Origin of the sequence: Bacillus lumedeiriae (assembly GCF_044891285.1) — a bacterium.
GTDB classification, from domain to species: Bacteria; Bacillota; Bacilli; order Bacillales; family Domibacillaceae; genus Pseudobacillus; species Pseudobacillus lumedeiriae.
This window is the reverse complement of sequence record NZ_JAUIYO010000002.1, coordinates 450,957-467,788: the sequence shown is the minus strand read 5'-3', so window position 1 is coordinate 467,788 and position 16,832 is coordinate 450,957. Positions and strand designations below refer to the sequence as shown.

The following is a 16,832-nucleotide window of genomic DNA, read 5'->3' as shown; positions in this document are numbered from 1 at the left end:
CTCAGATCGATTTCCTAGTAACATAAAATTGTTCAGCATATAACTTCCATTTTCCCCTGATATATGAAAAGGTTATACCTTTAATCATTTTTTCTCCCATAAAACAGTTATTTGAAAGGCAGGCGTAAAAAGTAAATGAAAAGGCAATAATAAGGATAGCGTATGTTTTTCGCTGTACGTTTGTTTCTTAGTGATTAATCTTTTAGGAGTGAAAGAATTGGGGGAAACGAAAGACAGAAAGATTCACTTATTTTTATTGCTAGTCGTTGCGGCTGTTTTTATATGGTCCATCATCAAGCCTTCTGGGTATTTAGAGTGGGCATTAGAGGTGAGCCCTGCTGTGGTTGGGATCATTATCTTATTAGCTACCTACAATAAGTTTCGTTTCACCACACTGTCTTACGTAATTATGGCCATCCTATCCATTCTCATGTTTATTGGAGGACATTACACTTATTCAAAAGTGCCTCTTTTTGACTGGATCAAAGATGTTTTTGATTTGAAACGAAATGATTATGACCGATTTGGCCATTTTCTAAAAGGATTATTTGCTATTGTTGTAAGGGAAGTTTTACTGCGAAAAACAGCACTTATAAAAGGAAGTTGGTTATTTGCTATTTCGATCAGCATTGTGATTGCCGTCGCAGCCCTTTATGAAATTATTGAAGCAATATTCACTAAGCTGTCGGGTGGAGGAGAAGCAGCTAAAAACTTTGTAAATACGCAAGGAGATATATGGGATGCTGAATGGGACATGGCTTGTGCCTTAGTCGGTTCAATCCTTGCCTTGCTTATTTTTTCAAACTTGCATAACCGGCTTCTAAAAAAGGATCATCACAAACCTAACGTTTGAACGACACACCTTTTTCCATAACTAGATTTCCTGTTTTCACATGTCCTTTTTATATCATTGAAGCACATGATATCGGGAATGCTAAAATACACATCCCGTGACACAAAGGAAGGTTAAGCATGAAATTCACAACAAAGCTAATAATAGGAACGATCATTATCATCGGCCTGATGGGGGCCGCCATATATGCTATGACAGATGATACAACTCAAACAAAAGAAGCGGGCATTGACGAAATAAAGGCAGAAAGAATTGCGTTAAGAGAACTAAATGGAGGCATAGTGACGAAGATTCATATGGAAGAAAGCCCTGATGGGTCTAAAGAATACGAAGTGACGATTGTCAAAAAGGATCAAACATTTGAAGTAGACATCGATACCTTAACAGGTAAAGTTTCAGAAATTAGTCAATATGAACTTAAAAAAAATAAGCCTCAAAATATTTCAACAAACATCTCTATAGAAGAGGCGAAGAAAATAGCCTTAGATCAAGTAAATGGAAGAGGAACAGTAACCGAAATAAATTTAGATACTTTTCATAATCGCTTAGTTTATGATGTGGAAATAGGGACCATTTATCGACGTGAAGCGGAAGTGTTTGTAGATGCGGCTAACGGAAAAGTGTTGAAGTTTAAAGAAGTCGATTAGTTTCACTTTTTGAGATTTCATCTATTTATTCTTTTCGGACCCTGCTTTAGAAACGATTAAAATGTCCTTTAGACAGTTATATATTGATCGCCACATAACGAAAAAAGACGATGCATGTACATCGTCTTTTTTTATATGTGTGATTATTGTTTTTCTACGTTAGCAGCTTGTGGTCCGCGTGGTCCTTCAACAACTTCGAAAGAAACGCTTTGGCCTTCTTCTAAAGTTTTGTAGCCATCGCCTTGAATAGCTGAGAAATGTACGAATACATCGTCTTGTCCTTCAACTTCGATGAATCCGAAACCTTTTTCTGCATTAAACCATTTTACTTTACCTTGTAACATGTAAATATCCTCCTCGAGCTTCACGTGCTCATTCATTTCTTGCTGTTTATTACTATTTCAAGACGAAAACAATGTTATTCAAACTTGCTCTCTTTTGAAACGAACTTAAACAACTTCCTTTACTATACCACCTATCTAACAAAAAAGCAAGAAAATGTAGGGTTGCATTTTAATACCGTTCCAGTTTGCTGCTTCACGCGGGACTACAGAACTAATTTTCAATATCTTTCATTTTGTTATTCACAATCAAAAACAAGAAGAATATACTGTTGTATAACAGAAAAAATAAAAAATAACTGTTTTATAAAAAGGAGGAAATACCTGAATGATGAGCCCATTAGAATTTTTTAGATCCCTTCCACCCAAAACATGTCCTGAATGCGGAGAACATATGTCTGAACAAGCAGAATCGTATATGATGGAATGTGACCGCTGCCTGTCAAAACGAGAAGAATAACATATACCAAATGAACTTCTCACTCTTCTTCTTCTCATCAGTATCGACCGGTTACATCATGTCTCTTTTCATATGAAAGTTCAATTTATAACTGAAAGGCTTTGTTACCCCCTGTTGATTTCCGCTGCGGGCGCTCGTTTTCCACTCTAATCAACAAATGAGCAAGATCAACACTAGTCGTTATATAGCCACATAAAAAAGGACGGCCTCGCAGTCAGTTATTCACTCACTTTGAAGACCGTTCTTTTTATCCTTATTTCTCTATTGCTTTTTTCAATGTTTGAATGTTTTGTTCCATCAGCGTAAAATAATCTTCCCCACTTTTTTCATCTTCCTTCGTAAGCACGGAAAGGTTATGAATTTTCAACGCTTCTGCCTTTAATTCCACTTGTACCACTTTCGCTACTTTCGGCGTCACGTTTTGTTCGAAGATCACGTATTTAATTTGGTGCTCTTTCGCTGTTTCAATGATTTCCTTCAGTTGTTTTTGTGAAGGCTCATTCGTAGGTGACAGACCGGCTACGCTAATTTGCTTAATCCCGTAATTTTTTTCCCAATAGCCGAAAGCTGCATGTGACACGAGAAATTCTTTGTTATCAGCTCTATCGGCGACTTCATGGAATTCTTTATCCAGCTTTGTTAATTTGTCTTTTAATGCTTCATAGTTTTTTTCAAACTCTTTTTGATGTTCTGGATCAAGCTCTGATAGTTGTTCTTTAATTACTCCTGCCATCTGCATGGACAATGTCGGGTCTATCCAGATGTGAGGATCGATACTTCCATGTGTATGTCCATCATGTTCATGATCATGATGATCTCCTTCATGTTCCTCAGCTTCTTCTTTATGGTGATAAAGGCTGTCTAAATCAATTTCTTCCCCTACTTCAACCACGCGGACATCTTCACTTTTCATTGATTCTTGCACTTTCTTCCCAAACGGCTCAAGCCCAAGTCCGTTATACAAAAATAAATCCGCACCCGCAATATCCAGCATTGTTTTAGATGTCGGTTCGTATGTATGCTCATCTACTCCAGCAGGCAGAACGCTTTTCACATCTACATATTGTTTACCGATTTCTTCCGTAAAAAAAGTTAACGGATAAATGGTTGTATATACTTTTATGGATTCTTTTTCTTTGCTATGATCTTGTTTATTCGCTTCTTTTTGTCCACAAGCCGCAAGAAACACGATGACCGTGAAAATAAAGAAGATTTTTAGAAAACGAGACAATGTAGTTCCTCCTAAACAATATAAAATAGATAACTAGGAAGATTATATCGAAATCATTCCGTTTTGTAAATAGTAACGATTTCGATTTGTTAGTTATTTATAAAATTTAGGCTTTGTTAGATTTCTGCTGGAGCGTCTCTTTCTGCGGGGTTTCCCCGTGGACACGCTTTTTCCGGAGGAGTCCCGCTCCTTCCCCTCCAATCAACAAAGGGGAAAAATCAACATTAGTCATGAACATAGCCAAAATTAAAAAACCAAATGCACACAGCATTTGGCTCTATATTCATTTATTTCGTTAAAATAATGGGTTCATCTTTTGTAATGACAATCGTATGTTCAATTTGTGCAACGAGGCTGCCATCCGGTGTTTTAAATGTCCAGCCATCGCCTCCTTCTACAATCATCTCCGCTTTAGCAGAAATAAATGGTTCGAATGCAATCACCATGCCCTCTTTCAATAATGCATTATCCCACGGATCAAAGTAATTTAAGATGTGATCTGGAGCTTCATGAAGCGCACGCCCAACGCCATGGCCTGTTAAATTCTTGATCACTGTAAATCCATTGCGCTTTGCTTCGTTCATGACTGCTTTACCGATTTGATTTTGCTTTGCTCCGGCTTTTGCTTTCAGCAGACCGCGCTCCAACGCTGTTTCCGCTGTTTCGCATAGCTTAAAGAGTAAAGGATCGCCTTCCCCTACGACGAATGAAATACCAGTATCTGCAAAATAACCTTCGTATGAGCCAGACACATCGATATTTACAAGGTCACCTTCTTTGATCACCCGGCTGCCCGGAATGCCATGCGCTACTTCATCATTTACACTGATGCACGTGTATCCTGGAAAATCATATTCGCTTTTTGGACCCGATACAGCTCCTTTTTCCGCAAATAATCTTCCGCCCAATTCATCCAATTCTTTCGTCGTTACGCCGGGCTTTGTTGCACCCCGCATTTCATCACGGATTTCCGCAACAATTTTACCGATTTTTTTCAACGACTGCAGTTCTTCTTCGGTTTTTATAATCATCGAACTCTTCCTTTATCTTAAATTTCTCTTCCGTAACATACTATACAGAAATTACATCTTCTTGAAAAGCGGCTTATGCCTGTTCATTTAAAAACTTCCAGGCAGCAGAGGCTAAAATTTTACCGGCATAGAGCATAGCCTGTTCATCAATGTCAAACATCGGATGATGGTGCGAATAGACTGCGTTCTTTGCAGGATTGCCCGCACCGGTTAAAAAGAAAGTACCCGGAACTTTCTGTAAATAATAAGCAAAATCTTCTCCAACCATTAATGGTTCAGTGATGTAACAGTTACTGCTGCCGAGCACTTCTTCAGCACACGACTGGACGAAATTTGTTTCAGCAGCATGGTTCATAACAGGCGGGTACCCTTTTACATATTGGTATTGATAAGAAGCTCCAGCCCCTTCGCATAACGAGCGGAGAATAGCCTCCATCTTCTGTTCAACCATTTGCCGCACGTCTGCTCGTAAGGTTCTCACTGTTCCTTTAATAGAGACCTTCTCCGGAATAATATTAAAAGCATCACCGCCATGAAAGGCTCCAACAGAAATGACCGCTGAATCAAGAGGACTAACGCTTCGGCTGACAATTTGCTGTACTAATTGCACCCAATTTGTGCCAATAACAATCGGATCAATCGTTTCATGAGGCAAGCCGCCATGACCGCCTCGTCCAATGATCTCTACTTCAAAGTGATCAGCTGATGCCATAATCGCCTGCGGCTGAAAAGCAGCTTGTCCAACTGGAATCGTTGACCATAAGTGAGTACCGAAAATAGCGTCCACCCCATCCAGGCATCCATCTTTAATCATCTCCCGCGCGCCGCCGGGAACAAGTTCTTCTGCAAATTGATGAATGAGCACGACAGTTCCGCATAAGGCATCACGTTTCTCCTGAAGTGCTTTGGCAACTGACAGCAAGGTGGCTGTATGGGCATCATGGCCGCATGCGTGCATTTTACCAGGAACAGTCGAACGATAAGGCACTTCTTTTAAGTCTTGAATCGGCAACGCATCAAAGTCAGCCCTCAATGCAACCGTTTTCCCCGGCTTCTTCCCGCGAATGATCCCTACTACTCCCCGTCCGCCGACTCCTTCTTTCGTTTCGATTCCCATCTCTCTAAGCGTTTGGGCAATTAGCTTCGGTGTTTCTTCTTCTTCAAATGATAGTTCCGGATGTTGATGCAAATATCTTCTCATTTTCACCGTGTCTTCGAAGTTATTTTCTAAAGAGTGATAGATTTCTTCCAGCACAACAACCTCTCCTTTTTTTATCGTTACAAGAAAAGCAGACTAATCAACGATTCTCATAGCAAGCCGGCGGACGCGGGCTTCCAGCTCTTTAATACTGAATGGCTTTGTCAAATAATCGTCCGCACCGAGCTCCAGCGCTTTGACAATATCTTTCTCGCTTTTTCTTCCTGTCAGCATAATAATGACAAAGTCTTCTTCTGGAAATTCTTGACGCAAACGCTGCAGTACTTCAATACCGTCTATCTTTGGCATGACGCCATCAAGTAAAATAATATATTTCCCGCCCTGTTTATACCAGTTATCATTAAAAAAGGCTTCTCCTTCTTTAAAGGAACGAATGTCTGTCTGATACTCTCCGAATGACATGCTTTGAAGCTGATCTTCAAGCATCCGGCGAATCACTCCGTCATCATCAATAATTCCAATTCGCAGCAGCTTCTCCTGATCCAGAGGAGAATCTACCTCTTGATAATTCGTCACTTTACCGCGGCCATTAACTTTAGAAGAATAAAGAGCGAGGTCCGCTTTCTTTAAAAACTCTTCCGGCTGATCATCTGCATGATTCACCTCGATCACTCCCCCAGAGAAGCTGCAGGAAAAGACATATTCTTCGAACGTAAATACATGTTGTTTAAACTCCTCAATAATCGATTGAATCATTTGTTTCGCCTTTACTGCCGTACAATTCGGCATAAGTAATACAAATTCCTCTCCTCCAAAACGAATAAAGAAATCTCCTTGATGAATCCGGCTTCTCACGATGCGGCTAAATTCCTTTAACACTTCATCTCCCACAGCATGACCGTATGTATCATTGACTTTTTTAAAATGATCTAAATCAAGCATAGCCACAGAAAAAGGAAGGGCTGATTCTCTTAACAGGTGAAGCTGTCGTTTGATTTCCACATTAAAAAATTTGCGGCTAAACGCTCCTGTTAGTTCATCTATGAGCACAATCCCCTTCATTAAGTTAGAGTAATTTATTTTGTTCTTCATACGGATCATCAGTTCATCCGGCTCCACGGGCATTTCAATATAGTCAAGCACTCCGGCTTCATAAGCTTTTATCCGCTCTTGTTTGCCTCGTTTTGAACTCACGGCAACAATCGGGGTAAAGCGATTGCCGGCTGTCTCGTTAATCTCTCTGAGCAGTTCCATCCCGCTGTCTTTAGGGAGATCTAAATCAATAAGCAAGAGGTCTGGATGCTTTGTTAAGAAGAGGAACAAGCCTTTCTTTGCTGTCATAGCAGCCAAAACTCCCCACCCTTCATTTTCCATTTCCTTCCTCAAAGCGGTCAGCCTTTCAATATCACTTTCGATAAAAAGGATCACCTCACCTCTTTTCTCAGCCCGCTGTTTTTTTTGAATGGATCCATCATCGTTTCTCAACAGCTCAGCCAAAAAAGGCCGCCATTCTTCCTTGCTCCAATTTTTATTTCCTCCTTTATTTAGTTGTTCAAGCTTAACAGAGGCACTGTCGGCCAATTCCTTTAATCCGATGGAATCAGCTGCTTTCTTGAATAAATAAAGAAATCGATATAGCTCTCTTTCAGTAACGAATGGCTGGCTGCTCCAGCGTTGAAAAGTTGTATTCATTCTCTTCATAAAAATGTCTTGATATGTTTTCAAGTGCAGCCCCCCTTCATACAATCTATGTTTCTCGTTCTCATTCTAGTTTTTATCGTTTATGCCATCTTTGATTCCACGTTTAACTGTCACCAACGCTCGTCATCAAAAGTAAATATAATATATTTTCTTCGGGGTTCTTTCCCCTTGGCTGCCTCTATAATATAATTATACCAACATTAACTCTTACTCACATCTTATTGTTGCGTTATATATAGATGGTGCTTGTTTTTTCTCAAAATATCAATCATAGACTTGGATAGGAAACATTATCTAAACAAGGGGGCAGAATCATGAATTGGCTCAGCGGCAGCTATGAGCATGTTCATTTTTACATGTTTTCCACTAGTCATATCGTTGTATTAGTGCTTTTACTCTTGATGATCCTTAGTCTATTTATCTATAGGAAGAAGCTGGCGGATAAAAACACACGGATAGGTGAATGGACAGCTGCCTTTTTCCTGCTTGGCATGGAAATCGCTTATCATTCATGGATGATTGGGACAGATCTATGGACAGTAAACCGCTCCCTCCCTTTAGAACTATGCAGCATCGCTACATTTTTGACCATTTTCCTGCTCATTACAGGGAACAAGCTATTATATGAAATTTTGTTGTTCATTGGTTTATTAGGAGCATCTCAGGCATTAATTACTCCTTATTTGTATTTTGATTTTCCTCATTTCCGCTTTTTTCACTTTTTCTTTACACACTTACTTATCTTTTGCACACCCCTTTATTTTACTTGGGTGAAAGGGTACAGGCCTTCCTTCTTGTCCGTTGTAAAAACAATGATCTTCCTTAATGTCCTAGCATCTATGATTTTTGTCATTAATAAGTTAACAAATGGAAACTACCTTTTCCTGCGTCATAAACCTGAAACAGCGAGCATGATCGATTTGCTGGGTCCTTATCCTTGGTACATTCTTTCATTAGAAGCCGTCGCGTTCACTTTAAGTATCGTTATCTGGCTGCTGTTCAGAGAAAAATCAGCAACGGCTGTTGTTGAAAGAGAGTTTCATCACTACTTTTAACTAAAAAATAAAGAACGGCCTGAAGACTAAACGCCCGGGCCGTTCCCTCACTCACTTACTTATTCAGCTTCTGCTTTAAAAGTTGAAAGATGATGTCCTCCTCATTTTTCCAGTCATCACCGCACCGTTTCAATAGAGCAGCCGCTTCATTCATTGTTCCTATAAAATGAAACTCCCCCTGTTTTAAGACCCCTATTCTCGTACACATATAGATGATTTCGTTCACATCATGTGTGATATATACGATCGTTTTTCCATCGCTGGCCAATTGTTTCATCAACTCATTTATTTCAAATTTAGACTGAAGGTCAATACCGACTGTCGGTTCATCCATCAATAAAAGATCGGGTTCATGAATTAAAGAGACGGCTATGTTAAGCTTTCTTTTCATGCCGCCTGAAAGCCGTGATGCTTTCTCCTCCCATTTGCCACAAAGCTGAACAGACTCGCAAAGCTCCTTTAATTGTTCTTCCTTTTTCTTACTCTTTGATACCTTGTTCCAAAATAACATATTCTCTTTGACCGTCATGTCCTCCCAAAGAGCAATATCCTGCGGCACATAGCCAATTTGCCTGCGAACAGCTTTCGCCTGCTTCACCGCATCCAGCCCTTTGATCGTTACCTTTCCGGCAGAAGGAATGGTAATGGTCGCTAATATGGAAAGAAGGGTGGACTTTCCGGCCCCGTTCGGCCCAACCAATCCAAAAATTTCTCCTTTGTCTACATGTAGATTTACCGGGCCAAGTATTTTCTTTTTACGGTAATATTTCTCCACATTCTTGATGCTAATCATTGAGTTTCCCTGCCTTCCAAATCGTCCAGATCCATATAAAAAAAGCGGCTGCAGCCATGACCACTGTGTTTCTCCATATGGGCGGACTTCCCCACTGATGGCCATTTCCTGCGGCTGTTAAAGCAGCCTGTGGAAACAAACTGCTTATTCTCTCGATATCAACAAACCATTCACTAGCTGGGAAGAAGCTTCCTCCAATAAGAGCAAACAGCAGCGTACCACTTAATACCGATAAATAAAAAGATCCTAAATGATGATGATAAAGCGCAAATAACAAAGCCGTCGCTGTACAAAAAAGGATAAAAACAGCCATAACAACGAATATAACTACCCGGCCGGTGATTATGTTCAAGTGATGAAAAGCTAGGACAGACAAGCCTGCTTGAAACAATTGAATGGTCAGAGAAGCAGCCGAACATTGGTATAAATAAGCCGGCAGCCCCATACTGCTTGCACGGATGCGCGGAAACACAGTCAGTCGTTCCTTCACAGCCCAGTCTGTCAGTACAAAGCAAGACAACAGTGTGAAAAAACTCCACAAACCGAGGTAAGAGGAAAATAATACAGAGGATCGTTCTTTTTTCTGCACTTGGTTTTCACTTGTCCATGTTTCATAGTGTACAGTCATCAACGGTGCTGGCTGCCATTGGGCCATTGTATAATTAAAAGCCTGCTTCCATATCGCTCCACTTTCCACGTGACTCCCATTTTTTTGTTCATACAGCGAGACCACTTTATTAGCTGCTTTAACCGCACTCGCCTGTTTAATGACTTCACTCGCTGTTATTTCACGCACAATGCCTGCCGCGGCAGAAAGAGGAGAAGTCCATAGCTCAATCAATTGATCATGTTCCCCTTTTAGCAAGCGTGTTTGAAAATGTTCTTTCATAATAATGACACTGTCTACTTCTCCCTGCAGCAGCTGTTTTTTTGCAGATAAAGCCGTTACACTTTCAACCGTCAGCTCCGGCTGCTTTTTTAACTCCTTTATTACGCTTTTAGATAAGTTCGTTCTATCTTCATCTACAACCGCAACTGGAATAGTCAGTGCTGCCTGCTGTTTGCTTAAGAACATTCCGAAGCAAAGAGAGGCTGTGAGAGGGATAAACAGGAAAATCCAAGTTAACGGCTTTCGAATGAAATATTTCCCTTTGCTAACGTACACACCCACTGGCTCTTCTCCTTTCTCTCATCCGCCAATATAAAATAGCGATCGTAATCAAACTAAAGGAACAAGCAATGGATAATAGAATAAAAGAGAGCTTTAAGAATGTTTGAGCCGAATGTTGATAAAAAAAGGTAAGCATATACTCAAGTGCCCAGGCATTAATCGTAAGCACATTTATTTGTTCCAGCCAACCGGGAAAATACACAGCAGGAATAATGTGCCCCCCCGCAGTGGTTCCTACGAATAAACAAGCTAAACCTACAAGCAAATAAAGCTTTTCATCCGCCAGCAGGGTGTCGATCATAACGAAAAAAACAGCAAATAAAAAGGCCGTCAGAATAAAGCCGCCAGTGAAACGCAAGGACTCAATATGCAAATTCACCATGCCGCTGATCATCAATAAAATAACAGTGATCATACTGCTCATAAGCACAACGATCAACACGAAGGTCATTTTTGCAGCGGCTCCATGGTAAGAAGAGAAACCTACAGTGAGCAAGCGGCGGGAAAGTGCCTTATTCATCTGATTGTTAAAAAGAAAAAGGCCGGTGAAGCTCCAAACCATCATCATTAACGTTAAAAAGGAAACCGCATAATAGTGCCATAGATTAATTTGGTAAAGAGCCGCTTGTTTTTTCTCTTCAAAAATGTTCCCTCTTCCCAATATATCAAGAGAAAACGAGACGACATTTTTTTTAAATTCTTTTTTCCTTTCTTCTTTTGTAAAATCCATTTCTTTCATAAAGTAATGAACCGTATTGATCCCGCTTTGAGCAGCGGATGTAAAACCGGCGGCACTTTCCATTACTTGCCGGACGAGTGCAGCTTGCAGCGGCCGCTGTTCGTTTCCGACAACCGTAACAGGTGTATTGATCCCCTTCGCAACATCTTTACTAAATCCACGGGGAATGTAGACAACGGCGGCGGCTTTATTTTCCTCTAACAGCTGCTTTGCCTCCTTCCTGTCCGACTCTACCGTCCTCATAATCGAATTCAAATGCTCACCTTCTGTTAACTGGCTGATCACTAGTCTCGTTTCAAATGTAGGGTCTTCATTGACGATGACGAGCTGAAACGGATCGACAAACCGTTCTTTTTCTAATCCTTCACTTCCAATTAAACCGACAATAAATAAAAAGAAAATAGGAGACAGCCATAAAAACATGGCTGTGATCCTATTTTTCCAAAGGAGCTTTATATTGAAAAGCGTAAATGTAAGGATTGTTTTCATATATGCCCCCGTCTAAAAAATAGCTTCTTCCTCTTCGGATGATTGACTATTAAACATTTCTTGAGCAGCGGCATCTTCTTCATATAAATCTTCCGCATGGGAATCACCACCGAATGGGTCTCCCATAGGGGCACCTCCGAGCAATCCAAATCTGCTCATGAGACTCATCACGTTTAAGCCTACCTCCTGCTGAATTTGTGCCAGCTGTTCGTCAGTAATTTCATTCACATTCAGACTGCCGGGCTGATTTTCTTTAAACGCAGGAACAGTGACTTTATCTACTAGTTTCGTTTTCGTATCTACTACAAAAGAAAGGGTTCCGCCATTCATTTCATCATCCACAGTGACCTCAACATCCAGCTTTTCATTAGAATACTCTTTATCAAGGTTCGTGTCCTGTACTTGTTTTACTTTGCCGCTAATCTCCGATGGCACTTCATAAGCCGCATCTCCCTGGACTTTGAGAGTGAACGCCCGATCAATATTCTGTTTGCCTTTTGAATCACCAGCAAAAGTTGATTTCATATTAAAATTGGCTGCTTCTTCTTTCGCTCCATGGAGGGAAATGCGTAAATCCTCTGTACGCTTATCATCTTTGCCTTTCATGTCATTTGTCACTTGAACAGTTACTTTTTCTTCTTTATTTTCTTTCGGCATCGCTTCCATTGTAAACTCTTTCATACGCTGCTCATTTCCATAAGGAACGTTCTTTGTATGAATCTTCAAGGCTACTTCTTCAGCGGACGGATTGGCTACTGTCATCTTCATTGTCCGGTCGATAATCTGCTCTTTTTTATCTATGAGCAGCACAGAGGACAAGCCATTAGGAAATTCTACATCTTGTAAGCTTTCCTTTGCTTCTTTTAAACTATTAACGATTTCTTCTTCCATTTCTTCACGGCTCGGAATCTCCCCGCTTACTTCTGTTGCAGCTCCTGCTTTTATTACTTTTTCCGCTCGAACCGCTATCATGCTATGAAGCTTTTTATCTTTGATCAACCGATCCATATACTCGTTCATTAAGCTTTTTGTCTCTTGCGATGAAAGTGAGAGAGTCACTTTTCTCAACTTCATCTTTTCACCTTTAAACTCATATTCTACCCCTTTTTCCAGCTCAAAGTTTTCATCTTTCAGCTGATCAACCAAAAAGGCAGCGTAACGTTCCGTTAAATAGTTAACGTCTTCTTCTTTCAGTTCGAGGTCTTTCCACTCTACTGGTGAAAGCTCTAGTTTTTCCGGGCCTGTGTAGGAGGGATCCATCTTTCTCATAAACTCGCCGTACTCATCTAAGTTCAAATAAAAGAACTTAGAATAAAGAAGAGGAACCTTTGCGCCCATTTGTTGATCTGTATGAACAAACTCCATATCGAGCGCTTTTTCACCTTCAAGGTTCAAGGCGATATTGTAATCCCCTGCGTTTTTCTTTGGATCTTGTTTCATTTTTGCTGTGATCGTCGCATTTTTGAGCATTTCCATAACCATCGCTGCGTCTGGATCATTTTGTAAACTATCCATTTCCAATCCAGCGCGAAGTGTCATTTGGGAAGTAGACGGCTGTTCCATTAACTTTTTCGAGAATTCAAATGACTCTCCGTATTTTTCGTCAAAATCTGCTTTCGCTTGCTCATAAGCATGATATTCCGACAATAAAAAAAGCTCTTTCGGAGACTTATTCAGCAGAAAAGCAGCCGTTGCCCCTCCTCCTAACAGTAAAACGACGAGGGCGATGACCCAAGGCAGCTTCCCCCTTGATTTTTTAACTATGTCGTTCTGCTTATTCGTTTCATCAGCTTCCAATGCAGCCGAAAACTCTTGATTGGATGCTTGCCCAGCTGCGGTTTCTTTGCCGCAAGAAGGACAAAACTTGGTTCCTGCTCCGATCGGGTTTCCGCAGTGTACACAATTTTTCATTTCATCTCTCCCCTTCTTTTTTCAGCCCTATTTACGGCTCCTTACTAGCATAAGGAACAAAAAAAACGTTTGCCATAGATTCGACAAAACAAGACAAAATCTCCTATTCTCTTTTCATAAGGATATGTACTCTCTTCTTGTTATATCGCTGCCGCCGGAAAATTAGAACAAGAAAAAGTGCTCTCTTTTCCGTTCTATTTAACTACACACAAAAAAGAAGCTTCTCACAACGGAAGCTTCTTTTTGAATCATTTTTTATGAACGGCGTTTACCCTAGAAGCTGCTGGTAAAGTTTTTTTGCACTTTCCGGGTCTTTGGATCCGTGCACCAGCATTCGGCCGTCTTGGAAAAGCACGATTCTTTTTCCTGAAATGACAGCCGAGAGCAAAAAGCCATTTGTCTTTACTGTTGCGCCTTGCTGCTCCATCGTTGAAGCCAGCTGCGTTAAATTAAATGTTCTGTTTTTTGGCGGCCTTACTTGGACCGTATCTCGGCCGCAAAGAACGGCTGTCTTCGTGCGATTATCTTCAGCTAAATACGGATAACTTGCTTCCTTCCCACATGATGGACAGTGTTCTTTCTTTAAAACAGCTGTATTAATTGCTGAATGCGTATTTTTCCACAAGTCAAATGAAACTAGTTCCCTGCGTACATCTTTCCATCTGTCAGCAAGGATTTTTAATGCCTCTGCGCCTTGAAAGGCAGTTGTCATTTGTACGGCTGGTGCAATGATTCCTGCTGTATCGCACGTCATTCCCTCGGCTGGCAGGACATCAAGCAGACAAGTAAAACATGGCGTTTCCCCCGGAATGATAACACAGCTGACCCCTTGACTGCCGACACAAGCTCCGTATATCCACGGCACGTTATACTTTTGAGATAAATCGTTGATTAAAAATCTCGTCTCAAAATTGTCGGTTCCATCGAGCAGCAAGTCAGGCCTGCATGTATTCATTACATCAGAAAGTTCTTCCGGTCCTCCATCTGCCGTGATAGCAGTGATCTTCACATCTGAATTAATCTCTTCAAGCCGTTTCCTCGCTGCTTCTGCTTTTGGCAGATGATCCTTTACATCCTGTTCTCTGTAGAGCTGCTGCCGCTGCAGATTGGTCCAATCAACATAATCACGATCAATAATCGTTAACTGGCCGACCCCAGCTCTGACAAGCATTTCTGCCAAAGATGATCCAAGTGCCCCCGCCCCGACAATGAGTACGTGTTTGGCGGCATAAGGCTGTTTTTCTTTTAGAAATAGTTCCTGTCTGGAATAACGGTTATCCATCGTGTATCCTCCTTCTTACCCGCCGCCGACAAACTGAACGATTTCAATGCGGTCTCCTTCTTGTACTTTCGTTGATTCCATCTTTTCTTTTGGCACGATCTGGCCATTGCTTTCGACAATGACCGCTTTCCCTTGCAGTGAATAAACTGCGAGCAGATTCGTAAGTGTGGGCTCTGATAAAACGACTGTTTCCTGTTTACCGTTAATAACGATATTCATACGTCTGTTTTTCCTCCTTATTGATTTCATTTCGATAATATGCAGCAGTATCTGCCGGATCTTTACTCCCGAAAATCCCCGACATCACAGCGATTCCGCTTGCACCAGCTTCTTTTACTTCTTGAATATGATGCGGCATAATTCCTCCAATCGCTATGATCGGCATGTTCACAGCACGTGTAGCCGCTTTCAGCTGTTCTAAGCCAGCTGGTGTTCTGCCGGGTTTAGAAGCCGTCGGATAAATATGACCGAACAAGCCCCAGTCCGCCCCATTACTCTCAGCTTTTATAGCAGCAGCCGGTTCATGAATGGAACATCCTGCTTTCATAGAAGCAGTAAACGGCTTTACTATCTGTAACGGAAGGCTGTTTTCAGTCAACTGTACGCCACCGGCTTCTGCTGCCAGCGCTACATCTACCCGGTCATTTACAATGATCTTTTCCGCGGGTACATCAGCCTCTATAAACGTTTGCACCCAGTGAAACAATTCTTTAGCGCTGCGATGCTTTTCCCTAATATGGATGTAGTCGACAAATGGGTGAATGATGGAGGCTATGTCAGACGCCTGCTCCAGCTCTTGCTTCCCTGTCGTAATTGCGTGAAGTTGAAAAGACATTTGTCTCCTCCTCACTAGCTAGAATATCCCAATCTTTTGAAACCGGCTGATAACCGAGCTGTTTCAACCTTGTTTTCACTTCATCTACTGTACGTGTATCAGAGATTTCAAATTGGCTGTTATCCTCTTTTTTGTTTGCATATCCGCCGACCACGGTGGAAGAAGCTGCAGACATTTTTGTTACACCGAGTTTAATCAGATGATCCCTAAGTGCCGCCTCTTCGCGGGTAGACAGTGTAATGCCTGCACGCGGCATAAAAATCCGAAAAGCAAGCATGGCTTGAACCAGATCTTTATCTTCTACAAGAACTCTCGGCTCAAATCCTCCTAAGTTCGGACGAATGCGGGGAAAAGAAACAGCAACGTCAGTTTCTATATATTTTTTCTGTAAATACTGGGCATGCATTGCGGTAAAAAACACTTCTTTTCTCCAGTTATCCATTCCTAGCAATGCTCCGATATTAATAGACCTCATACCGGCCTCGCAGCCCCGCTCTGGTGCATCGAGACGATAACGATAATTTCTTTTTGGCCCTTTTAGATGAATTTCCTTGTAAATGTCTTCATTATATACTTCTTGATATACAGTCAGTCCATCCACGCCTGCTTGGAAAAGCTGTCTATACTCATTCGTATCAAGCGGCTGTACTTCAATAGCAATCGAGGCTGCGTGACTTCTTAAAATTTTTGCACTTTCGGCTAAATAAGAAACAGAAGAATGAATGCGTGATTCCCCAGTCAATAAAATGACGTGCTGAATCCCCATCTCTTTTAATGCCTTTGCTTCTTGATCAATTTCTAATGCTGTTAATTTCCGTCTTGGAAAGTCATTGTCAAAGCTAAAACTGCAATACGCACATTTATTCACACAATAATCAGTCAAATAAAGAGGCGCATACAAAGAGATCACTTTGCCAAAATGCTGAACAGTCAGCTTATGGGCTTTCTGCGCCATCTCCTCTAAACGCTCCACTGCTGCAGGCGAAAGGAGCACGAGTAGATCATTCTCGTTCAAATTCGTTTTGCTTAACACTTTATCTACGTCTTTCACTGTGACACGGTCTAGCATTTCTTCATACGGTTTATTTTTGATTTGATCGTATACATCGTAAAAGCTCATGTTACCCCTCCTTT

17 protein-coding genes are annotated in these 16,832 nt (G+C 41.2%); 4 read left to right on the top strand and 13 right to left on the bottom strand.

What is annotated here, in order from left to right:
* The first annotated feature begins 217 nt into the window (after window positions 1–217).
* Window positions 218–853, top strand: coding sequence for a DUF2238 domain-containing protein (locus tag QYG89_RS05770; RefSeq protein WP_404315471.1), 636 nt, complete (start codon window positions 218–220; stop codon window positions 851–853).
* Between the two features lie 119 nt (window positions 854–972).
* The gene (locus QYG89_RS05765) at window positions 973–1,500 is read left to right on the top strand and encodes a PepSY domain-containing protein (protein ID WP_404315469.1); all 528 of its coding nucleotides are present in this window, start codon (window positions 973–975) and stop codon (window positions 1,498–1,500) included.
* A 143-nt stretch (window positions 1,501–1,643) separates the two neighbouring features.
* On the opposite strand, the gene cspD is transcribed toward QYG89_RS05765, so the two are convergent.
* Entirely contained in the window at window positions 1,644–1,844 is a 201-nt protein-coding gene (gene cspD, locus QYG89_RS05760) for a cold-shock protein CspD (RefSeq protein ID WP_049661945.1), read from the bottom strand.
* A gap of 325 nt (window positions 1,845–2,169) precedes the next feature.
* On the opposite strand from cspD, the gene yhfH reads away from it, so the two are divergent.
* A complete protein-coding gene (gene yhfH, locus QYG89_RS05755) occupies window positions 2,170–2,301 on the top strand; it encodes a protein YhfH (protein ID WP_404315467.1) in 132 nt (43 codons plus the stop codon).
* 253 nt (window positions 2,302–2,554) lie between these two features.
* On the opposite strand, the gene QYG89_RS05750 is transcribed toward yhfH, so the two are convergent.
* The 4 genes from QYG89_RS05750 to QYG89_RS05735 all read right to left on the bottom strand — a co-directional run bounded on the left by QYG89_RS05750 (window position 2,555) and on the right by QYG89_RS05735 (window position 7,447).
* The gene (locus tag QYG89_RS05750; RefSeq protein WP_404315465.1) at window positions 2,555–3,532 is read right to left on the bottom strand and encodes a metal ABC transporter solute-binding protein, Zn/Mn family; all 978 of its coding nucleotides are present in this window, start codon (window positions 3,530–3,532) and stop codon (window positions 2,555–2,557) included.
* Between the two features lie 287 nt (window positions 3,533–3,819).
* Window positions 3,820–4,563, bottom strand: coding sequence for a type I methionyl aminopeptidase (gene map / locus QYG89_RS05745; protein ID WP_404315463.1), 744 nt, complete (start codon window positions 4,561–4,563; stop codon window positions 3,820–3,822).
* A gap of 73 nt (window positions 4,564–4,636) precedes the next feature.
* Window positions 4,637–5,815, bottom strand: coding sequence for a M20 metallopeptidase family protein (locus QYG89_RS05740; RefSeq protein WP_404315658.1), 1,179 nt, complete (start codon window positions 5,813–5,815; stop codon window positions 4,637–4,639).
* A gap of 42 nt (window positions 5,816–5,857) precedes the next feature.
* The gene (locus QYG89_RS05735; protein WP_404315461.1) at window positions 5,858–7,447 is read right to left on the bottom strand and encodes a GGDEF domain-containing response regulator; all 1,590 of its coding nucleotides are present in this window, start codon (window positions 7,445–7,447) and stop codon (window positions 5,858–5,860) included.
* Between the two features lie 290 nt (window positions 7,448–7,737).
* Here QYG89_RS05735 and QYG89_RS05730 point away from each other — a divergent pair, with 290 nt between their 5' ends.
* Window positions 7,738–8,478 (top strand): YwaF family protein, encoded by a 741-nt coding sequence (locus QYG89_RS05730; protein ID WP_404315459.1) that lies wholly within the window; start codon window positions 7,738–7,740, stop codon window positions 8,476–8,478.
* 55 nt (window positions 8,479–8,533) lie between these two features.
* Here QYG89_RS05730 and QYG89_RS05725 read toward each other — a convergent pair whose 3' ends face one another.
* The 8 genes from QYG89_RS05725 to thiH form a co-directional block, all read right to left on the bottom strand.
* Window positions 8,534–9,271 carry an ABC transporter ATP-binding protein gene (locus QYG89_RS05725; RefSeq protein ID WP_404315457.1) on the bottom strand — a complete coding sequence of 246 codons (738 nt, stop codon included), beginning with the start codon at window positions 9,269–9,271 and terminating at the stop codon, window positions 8,534–8,536.
* Window positions 9,264–10,442: an ABC transporter permease gene (locus tag QYG89_RS05720; protein ID WP_404315455.1), complete on the bottom strand. Its 1,179-nt coding sequence runs from the start codon at window positions 10,440–10,442 to the stop codon at window positions 9,264–9,266. Before QYG89_RS05720 ends, QYG89_RS05725 begins: the two co-directional genes overlap by 8 nt.
* Window positions 10,426–11,670 (bottom strand): ABC transporter permease, encoded by a 1,245-nt coding sequence (locus QYG89_RS05715; RefSeq protein WP_404315453.1) that lies wholly within the window; start codon window positions 11,668–11,670, stop codon window positions 10,426–10,428. Before QYG89_RS05715 ends, QYG89_RS05720 begins: the two co-directional genes overlap by 17 nt.
* A gap of 12 nt (window positions 11,671–11,682) precedes the next feature.
* A complete protein-coding gene (locus QYG89_RS05710) occupies window positions 11,683–13,581 on the bottom strand; it encodes a hypothetical protein (RefSeq protein WP_404315451.1) in 1,899 nt (632 codons plus the stop codon).
* A 268-nt stretch (window positions 13,582–13,849) separates the two neighbouring features.
* On the bottom strand, window positions 13,850–14,863 hold the full coding sequence (locus QYG89_RS05705; protein WP_404315449.1) for a ThiF family adenylyltransferase: 1,014 nt from the start codon (window positions 14,861–14,863) through the stop codon (window positions 13,850–13,852).
* Between the two features lie 15 nt (window positions 14,864–14,878).
* Complete coding sequence (thiS, locus tag QYG89_RS05700; protein WP_404315447.1) at window positions 14,879–15,082, bottom strand: sulfur carrier protein ThiS; 204 nt, start codon at window positions 15,080–15,082, stop codon at window positions 14,879–14,881.
* Window positions 15,066–15,698 carry a thiamine phosphate synthase gene (locus QYG89_RS05695; protein ID WP_404315445.1) on the bottom strand — a complete coding sequence of 211 codons (633 nt, stop codon included), beginning with the start codon at window positions 15,696–15,698 and terminating at the stop codon, window positions 15,066–15,068. The genes thiS and QYG89_RS05695 overlap by 17 nt, the downstream gene beginning before the upstream one ends.
* Window positions 15,640–16,818 carry a 2-iminoacetate synthase ThiH gene (gene thiH, locus QYG89_RS05690; RefSeq protein ID WP_404315443.1) on the bottom strand — a complete coding sequence of 393 codons (1,179 nt, stop codon included), beginning with the start codon at window positions 16,816–16,818 and terminating at the stop codon, window positions 15,640–15,642. The genes QYG89_RS05695 and thiH overlap by 59 nt, the downstream gene beginning before the upstream one ends.
* Between the last annotated feature and the right edge of the window lie 14 nt (window positions 16,819–16,832).